Origin of the sequence: Actinotalea sp. Marseille-Q4924 (assembly GCF_916618755.1) — a bacterium.
Classification (GTDB): Bacteria; Actinomycetota; Actinomycetes; order Actinomycetales; family Cellulomonadaceae; genus Actinotalea.
On record NZ_CAKAKB010000001.1, the window covers coordinates 459,070 to 478,400 of the forward strand.

Below are 19,331 nucleotides of genomic sequence, written 5' to 3' on the forward strand. Positions count from 1 at the left end.
GTGGCCCCAGCGCCGATGAACAGGGGGCGGCCGCAGATCGCGGCCGGCAGGACGGGGGAGCGGTGCGCACGTCGTGGGGGTCCGCGACCGACCGTGGTCGGGTCCGCGCGCTCAACGAGGACTCCCTGCTGGCGTACCCCCCGGTCTTCCTGGTCGCGGACGGCATGGGCGGCCACGAGGCGGGGGACATCGCCAGCCGCCTCGCCGTCGAGGAGTTCTCCCAGCTGCTCGGCCACGGCACGGCCACCGTCGAGGACGTCCACGCGTGCTTCCACCGCACCGCGGAACGCCTGGCGGAGACCGTCGGCGGCGGTCGCGTGGCGGGGACGACGGTCGCCGGCGTCGTGGTCGCGGAGCTCGACGGAGGGGCGTACTGGCTCGTCTTCAACATCGGCGACTCGCGGGTCTACCGCCTCGCCGCCGGCGAGCTCGAGCAGATCAGCGTCGACCACTCCGTCGTGCAGGACCTCGTCGACGCCGGTGACCTCAGCCCCGCGGAGGCGGCCGTCCACCCTGAGCGCCACGTCATCACGCGCGCCGTCGGCGGCGGGCTCCCGCCCGAGCCGGACTACTGGCTCATCCCCGCCGGCCCGACCGACCGGCTCCTCATCTGCTCGGACGGCCTGACGAGCGAGCTCACGGACGCCGTGCTGCGGTCCATCCTGCTGGAGCGCGAGGACCCCCAGCAGGCGGCCCACGAGCTGGTCCGCGCAGCCCTCTCGGCCGGCGGCAAGGACAACGTCAGCGCCGTCGTCGTCGACGTCGCGCGCGCGCAGCGCACGGCCGACGTCGAGAGCACGGCGGACGCGGGCCACGTGCGCACGGCCGCGCCGGACGCCGACGGCGCAACGACCTGGGACGACGCCGTCGACGGCGACACCGTCCCCCGCCCGACGGGACCCGCGGGGACCCGCACACCGGAGGTGCTCGCATGATCGTCCCCCGTTACGCGCCCGGTGGGTGGTTCGCCGTGGTCACCGACGGCCACGTCTGCCTCCTGCCCCCCGACGTCGACCGCGACACCGTCACCACGCTGTGGGCGGCGGTGCGGGACGGCGCCGGTCTCACGGCCCAGTTGCAGCTCCTGCTCGCGGGCGGGCTGGACGCCCTGCCGCCCTTCGCCCTCGTCTCGCTCGAGCGGGACCGGGTCCACGTGGTCGTCCGGGGGGACGTCGAGGTGCAGGTCGACGCCGACGAGCCGCGCACCGTGCGCGGCCGCCGGGTCGCGACCTGGCAGGAGGAGGTCGTGGACGGCGCCTTCAGCGTGGTGGCGCGGGTCCTCGACGGTGCCGCGGGCGCCGACGCGACCCTGCCGGTCCTGTCCGCCGTGGTGCACGCCGGCGCGGTCGCCGTTGACCTGCGCGCCCGCGTCGGCCGGGGCGCCACCGCACCGGTCGCACCACCGGTCGCAGCACCGGTCGCAGCACCGGTCGCAGGGGACGCGGCCGGTGCCGGGTCGCGGGCCGCTGCGGCGGAGCCCGTACGCGTCGGGTCACGGTCGGCTGCGACAGGTCCGACGGGCGTGCGTGCGGACGCCGCGGAGCCGGTCGGCGTGCGGCCTGGGTCGGACGTCTCTCGTCCCGAGGTGCCCGAGACGGACCCGCGCGACATGGCCGAGCTGGACGACCTGGAGCACACCGTGCTGCACGCGAGCACGGACACGTCCGTGGGCCTGCGGCTCGACCTCGAGGCCGCTCCCGAGCCTGCGGTGGTCCCGGCGCCCGCCGCGGTGCCCGCCCCGGCGCCCGCCCCGGCGCCCGCGCCCGTGCCCGCCCCGGCGCCCGCTCCTGCGCCGGAGCCGACGCCTCACGACGCGAGCTCTGTCCCGACCGACGCGACCGTGGCGGCGGTGCCCGGACCCGCCGGGGCGCCCGACGACGCCGACCACGACGGGACCACCGTCCTCAGCTCCGACGTCGTCGCCCTGCGTCGGCAGCTGCCGGAGTGGGCGGGCGACGGTGTCCCCGGCCCGCTGGCCGTCCCGGCGCCCAACCGGCCCGCTCCGGCGAAGATCCGCCTGTCGTCCGGGCTCGTCGTCTCCCTCAACCGTCCGGTGCTCCTCGGCCGCGCCCCGCAGGTGTCGCGCGTGTCGAACCGCGAGATGCCCCGTCTCATCACCGTCGCGAGCCCGCGGCAGGACATCTCCCGCACCCACGCCGAGGTGCGGATGGACGGCGACGACGTCCTCGTCACCGACCTGCGGTCCACCAACGGCGTGCTCCTGCTGCGCCAGGGCCACGGCCCCCAGCGCCTGCACCCCGGCGAGCCGACCGTGGTGGAGCCCGGCGTGTCGGTGGACCTCGGCGAGGGCGTGACGTTCGCCGTGGAGCGCGGTGCATGACCGCACGCCGTGAGCCCTCCACGCCCCCGACGCTGCCGGGTTACGACCCGGTGCGGCTCCTCGGCATGGGCGGGTTCGCGGACGTCTTCCTCTACGAGCAGCGCATGCCGCGCCGGTCCGTCGCCGTCAAGGTGCTCCTGGCCGGTCACCTCGGCGACGACGTGCGCGCGCGCTTCCGCACCGAGGCCGACACCATGGCGCGCCTGTCGCACCACCCGTCGATCGTCACGATTCACCACGCGGACGTCGCCGCGGACGGCCGCCCGTTCCTCGTCATGGAGTACTGCGCGAGGCCGGGCCTCGGGCAGCGGTACCGCTCCGAGCGCATCGGCGTGGCGGAGGTGCTTCGGATCGGGGTGCGGCTGGCGTCGGCGGTCGAGACGGCGCACCGCGCGGGCGTGCTGCACCGGGACATCAAGCCGGCGAACGTCCTCATCACCGACTTCGGGTGGCCGGCGCTGACGGACTTCGGCATCGCCGCGACGACGAGCTGGGCGGCCGGCTCCGCCGTCGGCATGTCGATCCCGTGGTCCCCGCCGGAGATGCTCGCCGAGCACCCGGCCGGCGACGCGCGCGCCGACGTGTACTCCCTCGCCGCGACGGTCTACTCCCTCCTGGCGCGGCGGTCCCCGTTCGAGGTGCCCGGGGCCCCGAACGGCGCGGCCGACCTCATCCCGCGCATCGAGCGCGGTGCCCTCGTCGCCACCGGCCGCGGGGACGTCCCGGAGACCCTCGAGGCGGTGCTGCGCCGCGCGATGGACGTGGACCCGCGCCGCCGCCACCACAGCGCCTTCGCCTTCGCCCGAGCGCTCCAGCAGGTCGAGGCGGAGCTGCTGCTGCCGCTGACCCCCCTGGACCTCCCGGAGGAGCCCGACGGGGTCGCCGACGACGACGAGCAGGACGCCCCGGCCGACGGCGAGGCGGGCCAGGCCACCCGGCTGCGTCCCGTGCCGTCGATCGCCCCGGAGGCGGCGTCGGTGCCGTCCGCCGGCACCGCAGCCCGGTTCGGTGCGGACCGCTCCCCCCACGCCGGCGGCCTCGCGGGGGCCTCGGCGGCCGCCGGTGAGGACTCCGGGGAGGTCCTCGCGCACTGGCGGGCCGCGGCGTCGTCGTCCGCCGGGGCGCCGGCGTACGGGGCGGGCGCTGACCCGACCGAGGCACCCGCCGCGCGCGGTCGGCGCCGGGTGCTCGCGGGAGCGCTCGCGGGTGCCGCCGTGGTGGCCGTCCTCGCGGTCGCGGCCGTCCAGGCGTTCACCCCCGCCGACGACGACGCCGCGACGGCGGGACCGACGCCGGCCGTCCGCCCCCCGGCCGTCCCGGTCATCCGCGCGGTGCCGGCGCCCGCCGACCTGACGGGTGTGCCCGCGGGCGACGGGACGGTGGTGTTCACCTGGACGAACCCCGAGCCGGAGGAGGGTGACCGGTACGTGTGGGGGGTCGTGGTGCCCGGTCGTGACACCGCGCTGGCGCCCGTGGACGAGCCCTCCGTGACCGTGCCCGCGTCACCCGACGGACCCGACGGCACCTGCGTCGAGGTCGCGCTCGTGCGCCAGGACGGCCGGTCGTCCACGCAGCCCGCGGTCGCGTGCGCGGCCGGTGGCGAGGCGTCGGGCGCCGACGCCGAGGTCAGCGGATGAGGGGCGCGCGCACGCCCGGCGTGGGCTCGGAGCCGCGCCGTCGGCGGGGCCGCGCCGCACCGGCCACGCCCGAGGCACGCCGCCGTCGGTGGAGCACGACGGTCGGCGCCTCCGTGCTGCCGGCCGTCGTCGCGGTCCTCGCGATCGTCCACCCCGGCGCGCCGGTCTCCCAGGTGGACCTGCACGACGGCTCGGTGTGGCTGACCAACGCCGCACAGCTCAAGGTCGGCCGCTACAACCCGCAGGTGGAGGAGCTCAACGCGGGCCTCGTCTCCACCAGCCCCGACACCGACGTCCTGCAGGACGGTGGCGACGTGGTGCTCACCGAGCCGGGTGCGCTGGCGGTCGTGGACCCGGCGAGCGTCACCGCCGTCACCCGCACCGCCGTGCCGTTCGGGGCGCGGGTCGGCATGGCCGCGGGCACGGTGGCCGTCGAGGCGGCCGGCTCGCTGTGGGTCCGCACGACGTCGACGGTCGGTGGCCTGGCCGTCGACCGCGACGAGCCGGACCTCGACCTCGGGGAGGGCGGCCGTGCCGTCGTCGCGGACGACGGCACGGTGCTCGCGGCGGAGGTCGACGGCACGCTGCACCGGATCGGCCCGGGCGGTCCGGACGAGGAGGCGCGCGTCGAGGACGCCGGGACCCTCGCCGGTGACCCCGCGGTCCCGGCGGACGACGTCACCGCGGTCGGGCAGGATCTCGTCGCCCTCGTCGGCACGCGGCTGCACACGCCGTCGGCGGTCGTGGACCTCGGCGGCCACGGTGCGGACCTCGTCCTGCAGCAGCCCGGACCTCGGGCGTCGACCGTGCTCGTGGCGACCCCCACGGCCCTGCTCGAGGTGCCGCTGGAGGGCGGTCAGGTCCGTGAGCACCGCACCGCGGGCTCGGGCGCCGCCGCCGCCCCCGTGCGGGTCGCGGGGTGCGCGCACGGCGCCTGGGCCTCCGCGACCGGCAGCTACCTGCAGCTGTGCGAGGGCGCCGCGCCCGAGATTGTCGACCTGGAGGGCATGACGGCCGCCGACGAGCTGGTCTTCCGCGTCAACCGCGACGTCGTCGTCCTCAACGACGTGCTGCGTGGCCGGCTGTGGCTGCCCCTGCAGGACCCGCAGGTGCGCGAGCCCAACTGGCAGGACATCGAGCCGGAGGAGGAGCGCGAGGAGGACGACCAGGAGTCGGAGAGCAGGGAGAGCACCCAGAACCTGCAGACCGAGTGCGGCGAGGACTCGGCGGCGCCGGCCGCCGCCGACGACGAGTACGGCGTGCGCCCGGGCCGCACGACCCTCCTCACGGTCATCGACAACGACGCCGCGTCGGACTGCGGCATCCTCACCGTGCGCGAGTTCGACGCGCTGGACCCCGACTTCGGCGTGCTCGAGCCGGTCCACGGGGGCCGCGCCCTGCAGCTGCGGGTCGCCGGCGGTGCGAGCGGCACGGCGGAGTTCACGTACACGGTGGACGACGGGCGGGGGACCAGCGCGCCGTCCACGGCGACGGTCCGCCTGACCGTCCGCGCCGTCGGCGAGAACGGCGCACCGGTCCAGGTCCGGGAGGGTGCCGCCGTCGTCGAGCAGAGCGGGTCGATCACGTACGACGTCCTCGCCGACTTCCAGGACCCGGACGGCGACCCGATGCTGCTCACCGCGGCCGTCGTCGACGGCGGGGGGACCGTCCGGACGCGCCAGGACGGGGAGCTGACGTTCACCTCGGACGGCAGCGCGCTCGGCCGGGTCCAGGTCCGGGTGGCCGTGTCCGACGGGCGGGAGGCCACCGACGGCGTCGTCTGGGTCGACGTCCGGCCGCAGGGCTCGGTCGTGCCCGTGATCGACCCCGTCCAGGCCGTGACGTACGTCGACGAGCCCGTGGTCGTGCGCCCGCTCGACAGCGTCCGCAGCTCGTCCCGCGAGCCGGTGCGGCTCGCCGGTGTCGACGACGTGCCGGGCGCGACGCTCACGACCGACCTCGACGAGGGGACCTTCACGTTCTCCGCGCCCGGACCGGGGACGTACTACGTCCGGTTCGTCGTCGCCGTCTCGCCGCAGGAGGCGGAGGGCGTGGCACGGATCGACGTGCGCGAGCGGCCCGACGAGGTCCCGCCCCCCGTCGCCGTGCTGGACCGCGCGCTGCTGCCGCCCGGCGGGGAGGTCACCATCGACCCGCTCGCGAACGACGTCGACCCCGCCGGCGGCGTGCTGGCCGTCCAGTCGGTCCAGGTCCCCGAGGGCAGCGGCCTGCGCATCGCGGTGCTCGGCCACCGGCTGCTGCGGATCACGTCCCTGCGGACGCTCACGGAACCGGTCGTCGCCTCGTACGTGGTGTCGAACGGCGTGGCGGAGGCCACGGGCGAGGTCGTCGTGCAGCCAGTCCCGGCGTCCACCGGCCAGCAGGCGCCGGTCGTGCCCCACGTGGAGGCGACCGTCCGCACGGGCGGCGTCGTCACCGTCGCCGTCCTCGAGGACGCCTACGACCCGGACGGCGACCCCCTGGCCCTCCAGCCCGAGCTCGTGGAGCCGCTCGGTCCCGGCGAGGGGCTGCTCTTCGTCTCCGGCGACGTGCTGCGGTACCAGGCGCCCGCCGCCGCGGGCACGTACCGGGCGACGTTCGCCGTCCGTGACCCGGCGCGGAACGAGACCGCGGCGACCGTCACGGTGCGCGTGCACGAGTCCGACCCCGAGGCGAAGGCGCCGCCCCGCCCGCAGGACCTCACCGCCCGGGTGTTCGCCGAGCAGACCGTGCGCATCCCCGTGCCGCTCACCGGCATCGACCCCGACGGCGACGGCGTCCTGCTCCTCGGCGAGGCGCGCGCCCCCCGCAAGGGGCGCATCGTCGAGCGCGGCGCGAGCTGGCTGGAGTACGAGGCGCTGCCCGGGGAGGTCGGCACGGACACCTTCACCTACGCCGTCGAGGACTGGGTCGGCCAGCGTGCGACCGCCACCATCCGCGTCGGCATCGTGCCGCGTCCCACCGGATCGACCGACGTGGTGAGCCGCAACGACGACGTACGGGTGCGGCCGGGGCAGACGGTCGAGGTGCGCGTGCTCGCCAACGACGTGGACACCTCCGGCGGCGAGCTCGACCTGGACGACGCGCTCGTCGTGCAGCCGGAGGGCGTGCAGGCACGGGTCGTGGACCGCCGCGTCGTCGTGACCGCACCCGACCAGCCCGGGCCGGTCGCGATCACCTACACCGCGCGGAACACGCGCGGCGGCAGCGACAGCGCCGTCCTCAGCGTCGTGGTGGACCGCGAGGCGCCGATCCTGCCGCCCGTGGCGCGCGACGTCGTCGTCCCCGCCACGCAGACGATCGACCGCACCTCCGTCGAGGTCGACGTCCTGGCCCTCGCCCAGAACCCCAGCGGCCCGCTCGCGGACCTCGCCGTGGAGGTGCACCCCTCCGCCGCGGACCGGGCGACGGTGACCCAGCGCGGCCGGGTGCTGGTCACCCTGGGTCCGACGCCGCAGACCCTGCCGTACGTGCTGCGCAACACCAACCCCCAGGCGGACGGCGTGAGCGCCACCGCGTTCATCACGGTCCCGGCGCTCGGCGACTTCCCGCCCGTCCCGCGGCCGCGGGCGCCCCGGCTCCAGGTGGTGGCGGGCGAGCAGCTCCGCATCCCGATCGAGGAGCAGGTCCAGGTCGCCCCCGGCCGCACCGCGCGGATCGCGGACGTGGCGTCGGTCTCGGCCACCAAGCACGACGGCTCGCCCCTGGTCGCCGACGACCGGACGCTGCTGTTCACCGCCCCGCGGTCCTACGCGGGTCCCGCGTCGATCACGTTCGAGGTGACCGACGGGTCGGCCGGGTCGGTCTCCTCGCGCACACGCGTCATGACGCTGCCGATCGACGTGCTCGCCGCGGAGGACCACCCGCCGACGTTCGCGCCGTCGGTCCTCGACGTGGGCCCGGGGGAGACCACGCAGGTCGACCTCGCGCGCTTCACCTCCGCGCCCGTCGGCACCGCCGCCGACCCGGACGCCGGGGAGGACCCGCAGAGCAGGTACTCCTACAGCCTCACCCGCCCCGCCGGGGACGGCTTCACGGTGACGCTCGAGGGCTCCGTCCTGACGGTGCGGGCCGCGCCGACGGCGTCCCGGGGCACGGTCGGCGGCGTCGGCGTCGCGATCGGCTACGGCGGCGCGGCGCCGGTGGCCGGCCAGGTCGACTTCCGCGTCGTCGCCAGCTCCCGGCCGCTGGCGCGGGTCCTGGACCACGCGGTGCCGGACGGCGTGGAGGGCGGCGCGTCGGTCGTCGACGCTCTCGCCGGGGCCTCCAACCCCTTCGCGCCCGAGCGGCTCACCGTCGTCGGCGCGGTGGTGGAGCAGGGTTCCGGGACGGCGGTCGTGGCCGGCGACCGGGTGACCGTGCGCCCGGCCGACGGCTTCATCGGGCAGGTGGTCGTGCGCTACCGGGTCCGGGACGTCACCGGCGACCCCGACCGCGAGGTCGAGGGCCGGATCACGGTCACCGTCCGCGGGCGCCCGGCGACCCCGGTGGCACCCCGCGTGGTCGAGGTCCGGGACCGCACGGTGGTCCTGGCCTGGGACGCGCCCGGCAACAACGGCGAGCCCATCACCGGGTACGAGCTGACGGGGCAGCCCGGCGGCGTGGCCCGGCAGTGCGCCGGCACGACGTGCACCGTGGACGGGCTGACCAACGACGTCGAGTACGTCTTCACCGTCACGGCGCGCAATACCGTCGGGGTGTCCGACGCGAGCCCGCCCTCCCAGCCGGCCCGCCCGGACGCCCGACCCTCCGCCCCGGGGGCGCCGACGCTCGAGTGGGGCGACGGCACCGTGACGGCACGGTGGTCCGCCCCGCAGAACACGGGCTCGCCGATCCAGCGGTACGACGTCGAGATCAGCCCGAGCCCCGGCGGCAGCGCCTCGGCGACGACGAGCGCTACGACGCACACGTTCACGGGGCTCACCAACGGCACCGCCTACACGGTCCGCGTCCGCGCGGTGAACCGGGCCCCCGAGCCGGGCGACTGGAGCGCGGCCTCCGCGTCCGCGGTCCCCGCCGGCCCGCCCGCCGCGCCGGCGCCGAGCGCGCAGCGGTTCGACCAGAGCATCTTCGGCGGCGGCCGGCTCGAGGTGACGTGGCCGGCCCCTGCGCCGAACGGCGACCCCGTCGCCCGCTACGAGATCCGCGTCGACGGTGCGGCAGCGGTCACGCCGTCCGGGGGCGACCGGCACGTCGTCGACCCGGCCGGGCCGGGCACGTACCGGTTCGAGGTCCGTGCCTTCAACAAGGCCGGTGCCGGGCCGTGGTCCGCGCCGCTCGTCGTCGAGCACGCCACCGTGCCGAGCGCACCGGGCAACCTGTCCGCCACCTTCGAGCCCTCGACCGGTGCGGTGCGCCTCGGCTTCGACGAGCCCGACTGGGCGGGGGGCCGGAACCGCGAGATCCAGGTGTCCGTGGACGGTGGGGCGTTCACCGGCCTGGCCGGGGACCGCCGTGTCGGCGGGCTGCCGGCCGGCGACCACTCCTTCGTCGTCCGCGGCTGCAACACCGAGGGCTGCGGGTCCCCGAGCGGACCGGCGTCGGCGACCGTCACGACGCCGCCCGGGGCGGTGCCCGGCGACTCGCTCAGGATCGCCGTCGAGACGCCGGCCGACCCCCGGCGGTTCCGGGCCACGTGGTCGCCGCCCGGCTCCACCGGTGGCCTGCCCGTGCGGTACGAGTACCGCTGGGGCTGGTCGGTCGACGGGCTCCTCGGCGACCGCGACGAGTCCGGCTGGATCGGCACCGGCGAGCCGACCGCGACCCAGGACATCCCCAACCCGGTCCGCAACCGGGGCGGTGAGATCTGGGTCGTGGTGCGCGCCGTCAACGACCGCGGTCCCGGCCCGGAGAGCGGCGAGGTCCGGGTCAGGGTCGAGCCGCCCGCCCCGGCGCCCGGCCCGACCCCACCCCGACGCCCACCCCGACCCCGTAGGAGCACCGACCCGTGACCATGACACCCGAGCAGAGCGCCTGGTTCGCCGAGACGTTCGACGCGCTCGTGGCGAACGTCGGCCAGGCCGTGCTGGGCAAGGACCACGTCGTCAGGCTCGCGCTCACCTGCATGCTCGCCGAGGGGCACCTGCTCCTCGAGGACGCGCCCGGCACGGGCAAGACGTCCCTGGCCAAGGCGATCGCCGCGACGGTGCAGGGCACCCACAGCCGGATCCAGTTCACCCCGGACCTGCTGCCCTCGGACGTGACGGGCGTGACGATCTACGACCAGAACACGCACCGCTTCGAGTTCCACGAGGGCCCCGTGTTCGCCTCCGTGGTCCTCGCGGACGAGATCAACCGTGCGTCGCCGAAGACGCAGTCCGCCCTCCTGGAGGTGATGGAGGAGTCCAAGGTCACCGTGGACAAGGTCTCGCACCCGGTCGGCCGCCCGTTCATGGTCATCGCGACGCAGAACCCGATCGAGCAGGCGGGCACCTACCGGCTGCCCGAGGCCCAGCTGGACCGCTTCCTCATGAAGACGTCGCTCGGGTACCCCGACCACGCGTCGACGCTCGAGATCCTCGCCGGCTCGGCGGAGCGCGACCGCACGGCGCACCTGGCCCCGAAGATCACCACGGCCGCCGTCGGCGACATGGCCGCGCTCGCGTCGACGGTGCACACCGACGCCGCGGTGCTGGACTACGTCGCGCGCCTCACGGAGGCGACGCGGACCGACGCGCAGACCGCCCTGGGCGCCAGCGTGCGCGGGGCCCTCGCGCTCGTCCGCTGCGGCAAGGTGTGGGCCGCCTCCCAGGGCCGGACGTACGTCCTCCCCGACGACGTCAAGCTCCTCGTGCCGCCGGTGCTCGAGCACCGCGTCATCCTCGACACCGAGGCGGAGTTCGCCGGCGTGACCGCGCGCCAGGTCCTCTCCCGCATCCTCGCCGAGACCCCGCCGCCGGCGGCGCGCGTCTGACCGTGCCGTCGTCGACCCGCCGCCGCGTGCGCGGCACGTCCCGCCGCGTGGCCCGGCGGCTCGCCGGGCCGTTCGGCGTGGTGTCCGCCCTCGGGTGGGCCGCGCTGGTCGCGGCGCTGGTGCTCGGCGCGCTCGGCTGGTGGCTGGGCTGGGTGGAGCTCACCGTCCTCGCCGCCACGCTCGCCTCCGCGCTGGTCGTGTCGCTGCTGCTGACCCTGGGCCGGTCCACCTACGCGGTCGCCCTCGAGCTGTCGGACCACCGGGTGACCGTGGGCCGGCGTGCCGTCGGCCGGCTGGAGGTGCGGAACACCTCGCGCGGGCGACTCCTGCCCGCCCGCCTCGAGCTGCCCGTGGGCAGGGCGGTCGCCGAGCTCGCCCTGCCCTCCCTGGGTGCGGGCGCCGCGCACGAGGAGGTCTTCGCCATCCCGACGACGCGCCGCGCCGTCGTCGTCGTGGGCCCCGTGCGGTCGGTGCGCGGCGACCCCCTGGGCCTGCTCCGCCGGCGGGTCGAGTGGACCGACCCCGTCGACCTCTACGTCCACCCGGAGCTGGTGTCCCTCGGCGGGGCGTCGTCGGGGCTGCTGCGGGACCTCGAGGGGCAGGCCACGCGGGTGGTGTCCGACTCGGACATGTCCTTCCACGCCTTGCGGGACTACGTCGCCGGGGACGACCGGCGGCACATCCACTGGCGCACGACGGCCCGCACGGGCCAGCTCGTCGTGCGCCAGTTCGAGGACACCCGCCGCACGCACACCGCGATCGCCCTCGCGACGGCGACCGACGACTACGCCGACGCGGACGAGTTCGAGCTGGCCGTGGCGGCGGTGGCGTCGCTCGGGGTCCAGGCGCTGCGCGACGAGCGCGAGCTGACCGTCCTGGCCGGCGCCGGCTCCCTGCGCACCGACTCCCCGCCGGTCCTCCTCGACGACTGCGCCGGGCTGGAGTCGGCCGCGGACGGCACCGCGACCGACCGCCTCGCGTCCCGCGTCGCCCGCGAGGCGGGTGACGCCACCGTGGCCGTCCTCGTGACGGGATCCGTCCCGTCCGCCGCGCAGCTGCGCGCCCACGCCCGACGCGTCCCGGTCGGCGTGCGCACCCTCGTCCTGCGGTGCGAGCAGGGCGCGGACGTCGACGTCGCCACCAACGGCACGCTCTCGGTGGCGCGCCTCGGCGCGCTGCCCGACCTGCCGCGGGTCCTGCGCCGGGTGGTGGGCTCATGACCGCCCCGGCTGTCGTGCTGGAGGCCCAGGGGCGCGCGCCGCGGGCCCGGCCCGCCGTCGACGCCGGCGTGCTCGCCGTGGCGCAGGTGCTCGTCCTGCTCCCGCTCGTGCCGGTCTACGGGTGGCGCGCCGCGCTGCCCGCCGTGCTCGGCGGCGTGGCGGCCGGGACGGCCCTCGCCGTCGTCGCGGCCGCGCGGCGCTGGAGCGGCCCGGTGACGGCGGCGCTCGCCGTCGTCGGGTACCTCCTGGTCGGGCCCGCCCTCGCCGCACCGACGACGACGCTGTGGGGCGTCCTGCCCACGCCGGCCGGCGCGCTGCTGCTCCTGCGCGGGGCCATCACCGTGTGGCGCGAGGTCCTCACCCTCGACCCGTCGCTGGGTGGCAGCGGCAACCTCCTCGCGGCGCCCTTCCTCCTCGCGTACGGCGGGACCGTCGTCGGGGTGACGCTCGCGCGCCGCCTCGACGCCCGGGCAGGCGCCGGTGCCGCCGCCGTCCCGCTGGTCACGCTGCTCGTCGCGCTGCTGCTCGGGACGAAGGAGGCGGTGCAGCCCGTCCTCGCGGGGACGGCCCTCGCCCTCGTCCTGCTCTCCTGGGTCGCGTGGCGCCGAGGGTCCCTCGCGCCGCGTCGCGTCGTCTCGGCAGCGGTGCTCGTCGCCGTGGCGGTCGCCGGCGGGGCGGTCGTCGGCCCGGTCGTCGGCCAGGACCGCCCGCGGTTCGTGCTGCGGGACGAGATCGTGCCGCCGTTCGACCCGCGCGACCAGGCGAGCCCGCTGTCCTCGTTCCGTCGCTTCGTCAAGGACTGGCGCGAGACGGAGCTCGTCACGGTCCGGGGCCTGCCGGAGGGCGCCGCGGTCCGCATCGCGACGATGGACGCCTTCGACGGCGTCGTGTGGGACGTCGCCGGTTCCGAGGCCGCCGAGGGGTCGGGCCGGTTCCGCCGCGTCGGCGAGACCATCCAGGCCACGGAGCGCGGGGAGCAGGCCACCGTCGAGGTCGAGGTGCACACCCTGCCGGGGGTGTGGCTGCCCACCGTCGGCTACGCCGAGCGGATCGACTTCACCGGGCCCGAGCCGCTCGAGCGGGCCGCGGACCTGCGGTACAACGACGCCACCGGCACCGCCGTCCTCACCGACGGCGTCCCGGACGGCACCCGCTTCACCGCGCAGGTCGTCGTGCCGCCCGCGCTCGCGCCCGACGAGCTCGGCGGCGCCGCCGTCGGGGCGGTGCGACTGCCGGAGCCGCGGGCCGTCCCGGAGGCGGTGCCGCTCCTGGCCGGTGAGATCGCCGGCACGGCCTCGACGCCCGCGCTCGTGGCCGAGGCGCTCGCCGCCGGCCTGCGCGAGCGCGGCTGGTTCAGCCACGGCCTCGTGGAGTCCGGCGACCACCCGTCGCTGTCCGGCCACGGCGCCGACCGGCTCACGACGCTCCTCACCGGCGACCTCATGGTGGGCGACGGTGAGCAGTACGCGTCCGCGATGGCGCTCATGGCCCGCGAGATGGGCCTGCCCTCCCGGGTCGTCCTCGGCCTCGTGCCCGGGGAGGACCAGGCGGGCGCCGAGGAGGTCACGCTCACGGGCGACGACGTCGAGGCGTGGGTCGAGATCGCCTTCGCGGGACACGGCTGGGTCGCGTTCGACGCCACTCCGGACGAGAGCAAGACGCCGCGGGAGGACACGCCCGACCAGGAGGCGCAGCCGCAGCCGCAGGTCCGGCAGCCGCCCCCGCCGCCGCCGGACCCGGTGACGCCGCCCGACGACGACACGGAGCAGCCGCGCACGGACGCACCGCCTGAGCCCCGGACCGGCGTCGACGACCTGCGCCCGTACCTCGTGGCCGCCGCGGTGGTCGCCGTCCCGCTCCTGGTGCTCCTCGGACCGCTGCTGCTCGTCGGCGCGCTCAAGGTGCGACGACGTCGGAGGCGCCGCACCACCGGGGGACCGGTCGAGCGGGTGGTCGGCGGCTGGGACGAGCTGCTGGACCACGCCCACGACCTGCGCCGACCCGCACCGCGGCGTGCGACGCGGCGGGAGACCGCCGTGCACCTCGCCGAGTCGTTCGCGGCGGCCGTGCCCGAGCAGCGCACGCCGGTCGGTGCGACGCGCGGACCGGCGGGGCCGTCGCGGCGTCGTCCGGGGGTCGCCGGACCGGTCGCCGGACTGGCGGCACGTGCCGACGCCGTGGTGTTCGGGCCGGGCGAGCCGACGCGGGAGCAGGTCGAGGCGTACTGGCAGCAGGTGGATGCCGCACTGCGCTCGCTGCAGGCCGCGGTCCCCGCACGCGATCGCGTCCGTGCCCGCTGGTCCACCGCCTCGTTGCGGGCCCGGCGCCGGGAGCGCACGGCGGCTCGTCGCGCGCGCCCTGTGGACGGAGCGCCCGGAGGCTGATCGAGGTGGGAGCCTCACGAGGGCGGCAGGACCTGCCGATAGGCACACGACAGCAGCCGCACCGAGCAGGCCCGAGCCCGCGAGGACGACGGCGCCGCGGGACGCGTGACCCAGGGGGAGAAGGACCGGATGTCGATGGCCGTAGGAGCGCCCGCGAGCATGGGGCGACGTCTGCTCGCCGCCCTCGTCGACGGTGCGCTGGCCCTCGTCCTCGTCGTGCTGCCGGTGGCGCTCGCCGTCCTGCCGGGGCGGGGCGAGCCGGACGCGTCGCTCGCCGCCGGCCCGCTCGCCGCCGGCTCGGTGCTGCTCCTGGGGCTGACGGTGACCCAGTGGGTGCTCCTGGGCCGTCGCGGCTGGACGGTCGGCAAGCGGCTCCTGGGCGTGCTGGTCCTCAGCGAGCGGTCGGGCTTCCCTCCCGGTCTCGGCCCGGCGTTCCTCCGCCTCCTCGTGCCCGCCGCCGCGAACCTGCTGCCGCTGCTCGGACCGGTCCTCGTGCACCTCTCGCCGTTCTTCGACCCGTCGGGGCGGCGTCAGGGCTGGCACGACAAGGTGGCGGGGACGGTGGTCGTCGACGCGCGACGCGCCCCGGCGCCGGGCGCCGGCCAGGTGGAGCGCCGCCTGCAGCACCTGCTGACCCCGGTCGGGACGCCGGTTCCGGCGTCCGCCACCGACCGGCCGTGGTCACCGACGACGGCGCCCGCCTCGCCGCCGGCGCCGCTGCCCGACGAGCTCGAGGACACGGGGGTCGTCCAGCAGGTCCCGGGCGTGAGCGCCCGGCCCACCGCACCGTGGGCGCCGTCGTCGGCCGAGCCGGCAGCGGTGCCGGCACGGCCCTCCGCCCTCCACGCGCCGGCGCTCAGCCGCGGCCTGGTCGCGGGGACCCGCGTCGTCCCGGCACCGGAGGTGGTGACCTCCGTCCCGTTCCCGCACCAGCCGTCGCGCGAGGAGGAGGACGTGGAGTCGACGCGCCTGCGTCCGGCCCGGGCGAAGGTCCCCGAGCTCGCCGCGTCGGACCACGAGGCCACGGTCGAGCTCACGGACGGCCAGCGGGTCACCTTCAGCGGTGTGGCGCTCGTCGGCCGCAACCCGACGCCGCGGGCGGGGGAGGACGGCTGCCGTCTCATCCGGGTGGCGGACCCGGGACGCTCGGTGTCGAAGACCCACCTGCTCCTGGGCGTGGACCGCAACGGCCTGTGGGTCAAGGACCGGCACTCGACCAACGGCACCGTGGTGACGCTCGCGGACGGCCAGCAGATCCTCTGCGGCGCCGACCAGCAGGTCCGCCTGCCCGCCGGTGCCTCGGTGGCCTTCGGCGACTACGGCTTGTCGGTCGCCACCGTCGACGCCGTCTGACCGTCGAGCGGCGCCTGCGCCGCCGCGCCCCGCCGGGCCAGCCGCTGCGTGCGGCCGTGCCGCAGCCCGTCGACGGTGAGCACGACGACGGCGAGCCACACCAGACCGAACCCCCACCACCGGGCGGCCGGCATGGCCTCCCCGAACACGAGCACGCCGATGGCGAACTGCATGGTCGGCGCGAGGTACTGCAGCAGCCCGATGACGCTGAGCGGCAGTCGCCGAGCGGCGCCCCCGAAGAGCAGCAGCGGGACGGCGGTGACCACCCCGGCCGACGCGAGCGCGAGCGCGTGGCCGGTGCCGTGCGCGCCGAAGGTGCTCTGGCCCGACGCGCCGAGCCAGAGCAGGTACACCAGGGCGGCGGGGGTGAGGAAGGCCGTCTCGACCGCCAGGCTCGTCACCGCCGGCACGCTGCGCCCGACCCGGTTCTTGATGAGGCCGTACAGCCCGAAGGACACGGCGAGGACGAGCGCGATCCAGGGGAGCTCGCCGACCCCGGCGGTGATGACGACGACGGCGACCGTGCCGAGCCCGACCGCGACCCACTGCGCGGGCCGCATGCGCTCGCGCAGGACGAGGACGGCGAGCGACACCGTGACGAGCGGGTTGATGTAGTAGCCGAGCGCCGCGTCGACGGTGCGCCCGGACAGGACGCCGACGACGTAGGTGGTCCAGTTGGCCGCGACGAGCACGCCCGCGAGGGCGAGGAGGCCGAGGCTGCGCCGGTCCAGCGCGCGCACGGTCCGCCAGGCGCGCGTGACGGCCAGGAGCAGCGCGCACACGACGAGGGACCAGACCACGCGGTGGGCGATGATCTCCAGCGGCGAGGCGGGTTCGAGGAGGGGGAAGTAGACCGGGAGGAGCCCCCACAGCCCGTAGGCGCCGAGACCAAGGGCCAGGCCGGTGCGGGAGGTCGTGGCGTGCGGCACGCGCTGAACCTACGCCTCTCGTCGCTGAGGGTCGTCCCATGACCCCCCCGGGGGTGCGTCGGGGCCGCCTACACTGGGCCGCAGCGTCCCCGCGCGGGCCACGGGTCTCGCGCTCCCCCTCCCGGAAGGCTCCTTCTCACGTGAGCAGCAGCAGCGCCCTGCGCGTCGCGGTCGTCGGTGCGGGCCCCGCGGGCATCTACGCCTCGGACATCCTCTCCAAGTCGGGCCTGGAGGTCTCCATCGACCTCTTCGAGCGCCTCCCCGCGCCCTTCGGCCTCGTCCGGTACGGCGTCGCCCCGGACCACCCGCGGATCAAGCAGATCATCGTGGCGCTGCACAAGATCCTCGAGCGCGGCGACATCCGGCTGCTCAGCAACGTCGACTACGGCACCGACGTCGACCTGGACGACCTGCGCCGCTTCTACGACGCCGTGATCTTCTCCACCGGTGCCATCAAGGACGCCCACCTGCGCATCCCCGGCATCGAGATGCCCGGCTCGTACGGCGCCGCGGACTTCGTCTCCTGGTACGACGGGCACCCCGACGTCCCCCGCACCTGGCCGCTGGAGGCGGAGCAGATCGCCGTCGTCGGGGCGGGCAACGTCGCGCTCGACGTGGCGCGGATCCTCGCCAAGCACCCGCAGGACCTGCTGGCGACCGAGGTCCCGGACAACGTCTACCAGGGGCTCCTCGCCAACCCGGTCACCGACGTGCATGTCTTCGCGCGGCGCGGCCCCGCGCAGGTGAAGTTCAGCCCGCTCGAGCTGCGCGAGCTGGGTCACGTGCCGGACGTCGACGTCGTCGTCTACCCCGAGGACTTCGAGTTCGACGAGGGCTCGATGGCCCAGATCCACTCCTCGAACCAGACCAAGCAGGTCGTCAAGACCCTGACCGACTGGACCCTGCGGGAGCCGGAGGAGCTCACGGCGAGCCGGCGCATCCACCTGCACTTCCTCCACCGGCCCGTCGAGGTCCTGGGCGACGGCCGGGTGACGGGGCTGCGGACCGAGCGCACCATCCTCACCGGCGACGGCACGGTCGCCGGGACGGGGGAGATGCACGACTGGCCGGTCCAGGCCGTCTACCGCGCGGTGGGCTACTTCGGGACGCCGCTGCCGGGCATCCCGTTCGACGAGGCCGCCGGCGTCATCGCGAACCGCGAGGGGCGCGTCGTGCAGGCCGACGGCGAGCCGGTCCCCGGCGTCTACACGACCGGCTGGATCAAGCGCGGCCCGGTCGGCCTCATCGGCCACACCAAGTCCGACGCCACGGAGACGGTGAAGCACCTGGTCTCCGACGTCGACATGCTCGAGCGGGCTCCCGAGCGCGACCCGGGCGCGGTCACCGCGTTCCTCGCCGGCAAGGGCGTCGGGCACGTCGAGTGGTCGGGCTGGATGCTGCTGGACGCGTACGAGCAGGAGCTCGGCAAGCCGCACGGTCGCCAGCGTGTCAAGGTCGTGCCGCGCGAGGAGATGCTCGCCGTCATCCGCGGCGAGGCCTGACACCCGACGGGTCCCCCCGCCGTCGACGCCCTGCCACCGGGAACGGGGGCGCGGCGTCCGGCGTTGTGCCTGGTGGGCGTGCGTGACCCTGCCCGCCGTGGTGCGCCGGCACCCGGACGGGGACCGGTCCCGCGTGCGGACGGCGCGAGGAGGAGGCAGGCGTGGGTCGGCGTCACGTCAACGGTCTGAAGACGGCGGGCCTCTTCGGTGTGCTGTGGGTCGTGGTGCTGCTGCTCGGGGGCCTCGTCGGCGACGGACGCTGGATCTGGCTGTTCGCCGGGATCGGGCTGCTCGGCACGGCCTACGGCTACTGGAACTCCGACAGGATCGCGATCCGCGCGATGCGGGCGCGGCCGGTCAGCGAGCTCGAGCAGCCGGGGATGTACCGGATCGTCCGGGAGCTGTCGGTCGCCGCGCGTCAGCCGATGCCGCGCCTGTACGTCTCGCCGACCATGGCCCCGAACGCGTTCGCGACGGGACGCAACCCCAAGAACGCCGCGGTGTGCTGCACCGAGGGGATCCTCCGGCTCCTCGACGAGCGTGAGCTGCGGGGAGTCCTCGGCCACGAGCTCATGCACGTGTACAACCGCGACATCCTCACCTCGTCGGTCGCCGCGGCGCTCGCGGGCATCATCACCTCGGTCGCCCAGCTCCTCATGTTCTTCGGCGGGGACCGGGACCGGGGCGGCAACCCGATCGCCGTGCTCGCCATGGCCCTCCTGGCCCCCTTCGCGGCGATGCTCATCCAGCTCGCCATCAGCCGGACGCGCGAGTACGACGCCGACGAGGACGGGGCTCGTCTCACCGGCGACCCGCTCGCCCTCGCCTCAGCGCTCGCGAAGCTCAAGCGGGGCACGCAGCGCGCCCCGCTGCCCGCGAACCGGGACCTCGTCGACGTCAGCCACCTCATGATCGCCAACCCGTTCCGCGGGGGTGGGATGGCCACGATGTTCGCGACCCACCCGCCGATGGCGGACCGGATCCGCCGTCTCACCGCGATGGCCGACGAGCAGGGCGGCATCACCCGGTTCTGACGGACCGTGGCCGCGCTG

11 protein-coding genes are annotated in these 19,331 nt (G+C 76.1%); 10 read left to right on the forward strand and 1 reads right to left on the reverse strand.

What is annotated here, in order from left to right:
• Positions 1–62 precede the first annotated feature (62 nt).
• The 8 genes from LG379_RS02160 to LG379_RS02195 all read left to right on the forward strand — a co-directional run bounded on the left by LG379_RS02160 (position 63) and on the right by LG379_RS02195 (position 15,848).
• Positions 63–935: a PP2C family serine/threonine-protein phosphatase gene (locus tag LG379_RS02160; protein WP_225752947.1), complete on the forward strand. Its 873-nt coding sequence runs from the start codon at positions 63–65 to the stop codon at positions 933–935.
• The gene (locus tag LG379_RS02165) at positions 932–2,341 is read left to right on the forward strand and encodes an FHA domain-containing protein (RefSeq protein ID WP_225752948.1); all 1,410 of its coding nucleotides are present in this window, start codon (positions 932–934) and stop codon (positions 2,339–2,341) included. Before LG379_RS02160 ends, LG379_RS02165 begins: the two co-directional genes overlap by 4 nt.
• Entirely contained in the window at positions 2,338–3,978 is a 1,641-nt protein-coding gene (locus LG379_RS02170; protein WP_225752949.1) for a serine/threonine-protein kinase, read from the forward strand. The genes LG379_RS02165 and LG379_RS02170 overlap by 4 nt, the downstream gene beginning before the upstream one ends.
• Positions 3,975–9,929 (forward strand): Ig-like domain-containing protein, encoded by a 5,955-nt coding sequence (locus tag LG379_RS02175; RefSeq protein WP_225752950.1) that lies wholly within the window; start codon positions 3,975–3,977, stop codon positions 9,927–9,929. Before LG379_RS02170 ends, LG379_RS02175 begins: the two co-directional genes overlap by 4 nt.
• A 2-nt stretch (positions 9,930–9,931) precedes the next feature.
• Positions 9,932–10,891, forward strand: coding sequence for a MoxR family ATPase (locus LG379_RS02180; RefSeq protein ID WP_225753336.1), 960 nt, complete (start codon positions 9,932–9,934; stop codon positions 10,889–10,891).
• 26 nt (positions 10,892–10,917) lie between these two features.
• On the forward strand, positions 10,918–12,111 hold the full coding sequence (locus LG379_RS02185; RefSeq protein WP_225752951.1) for a DUF58 domain-containing protein: 1,194 nt from the start codon (positions 10,918–10,920) through the stop codon (positions 12,109–12,111).
• Positions 12,108–14,495, forward strand: a complete 2,388-nt coding sequence (locus tag LG379_RS02190; RefSeq protein ID WP_225752952.1) for a transglutaminase-like domain-containing protein — start codon at positions 12,108–12,110, stop codon at positions 14,493–14,495. Before LG379_RS02185 ends, LG379_RS02190 begins: the two co-directional genes overlap by 4 nt.
• 135 nt (positions 14,496–14,630) lie before the next feature.
• Complete coding sequence (locus LG379_RS02195; RefSeq protein ID WP_225752953.1) at positions 14,631–15,848, forward strand: RDD family protein; 1,218 nt, start codon at positions 14,631–14,633, stop codon at positions 15,846–15,848.
• Here LG379_RS02195 and rarD read toward each other — a convergent pair.
• Entirely contained in the window at positions 15,812–16,777 is a 966-nt protein-coding gene (rarD, locus tag LG379_RS02200; RefSeq protein ID WP_225752954.1) for an EamA family transporter RarD, read from the reverse strand. The genes LG379_RS02195 and rarD overlap by 37 nt on opposite strands.
• 140 nt (positions 16,778–16,917) lie before the next feature.
• On the opposite strand from rarD, the gene LG379_RS02205 reads away from it, so the two are divergent.
• Both LG379_RS02205 and htpX read left to right on the forward strand, forming a co-directional pair.
• Entirely contained in the window at positions 16,918–18,279 is a 1,362-nt protein-coding gene (locus LG379_RS02205) for an FAD-dependent oxidoreductase (RefSeq protein ID WP_225752955.1), read from the forward strand.
• 161 nt (positions 18,280–18,440) lie between these two features.
• Positions 18,441–19,313: a zinc metalloprotease HtpX gene (gene htpX / locus LG379_RS02210; protein WP_225752956.1), complete on the forward strand. Its 873-nt coding sequence runs from the start codon at positions 18,441–18,443 to the stop codon at positions 19,311–19,313.
• Positions 19,314–19,331: the final 18 nt, after the last annotated feature.

Coding starts and splice junctions, on each gene's coding strand:
- LG379_RS02165 (WP_225752948.1), top strand. CDS start 932: ATGATCGTCCCCCGTTACGCGCCCGGTGGGTGGTTCGCCGTGGTCACC.
- LG379_RS02170 (WP_225752949.1), top strand. CDS start 2,338: ATGACCGCACGCCGTGAGCCCTCCACGCCCCCGACGCTGCCGGGTTAC.
- LG379_RS02175 (WP_225752950.1), top strand. CDS start 3,975: ATGAGGGGCGCGCGCACGCCCGGCGTGGGCTCGGAGCCGCGCCGTCGG.
- LG379_RS02180 (WP_225753336.1), top strand. CDS start 9,932: ATGACACCCGAGCAGAGCGCCTGGTTCGCCGAGACGTTCGACGCGCTC.
- LG379_RS02190 (WP_225752952.1), top strand. CDS start 12,108: ATGACCGCCCCGGCTGTCGTGCTGGAGGCCCAGGGGCGCGCGCCGCGG.
- LG379_RS02195 (WP_225752953.1), top strand. CDS start 14,631: ATGGCCGTAGGAGCGCCCGCGAGCATGGGGCGACGTCTGCTCGCCGCC.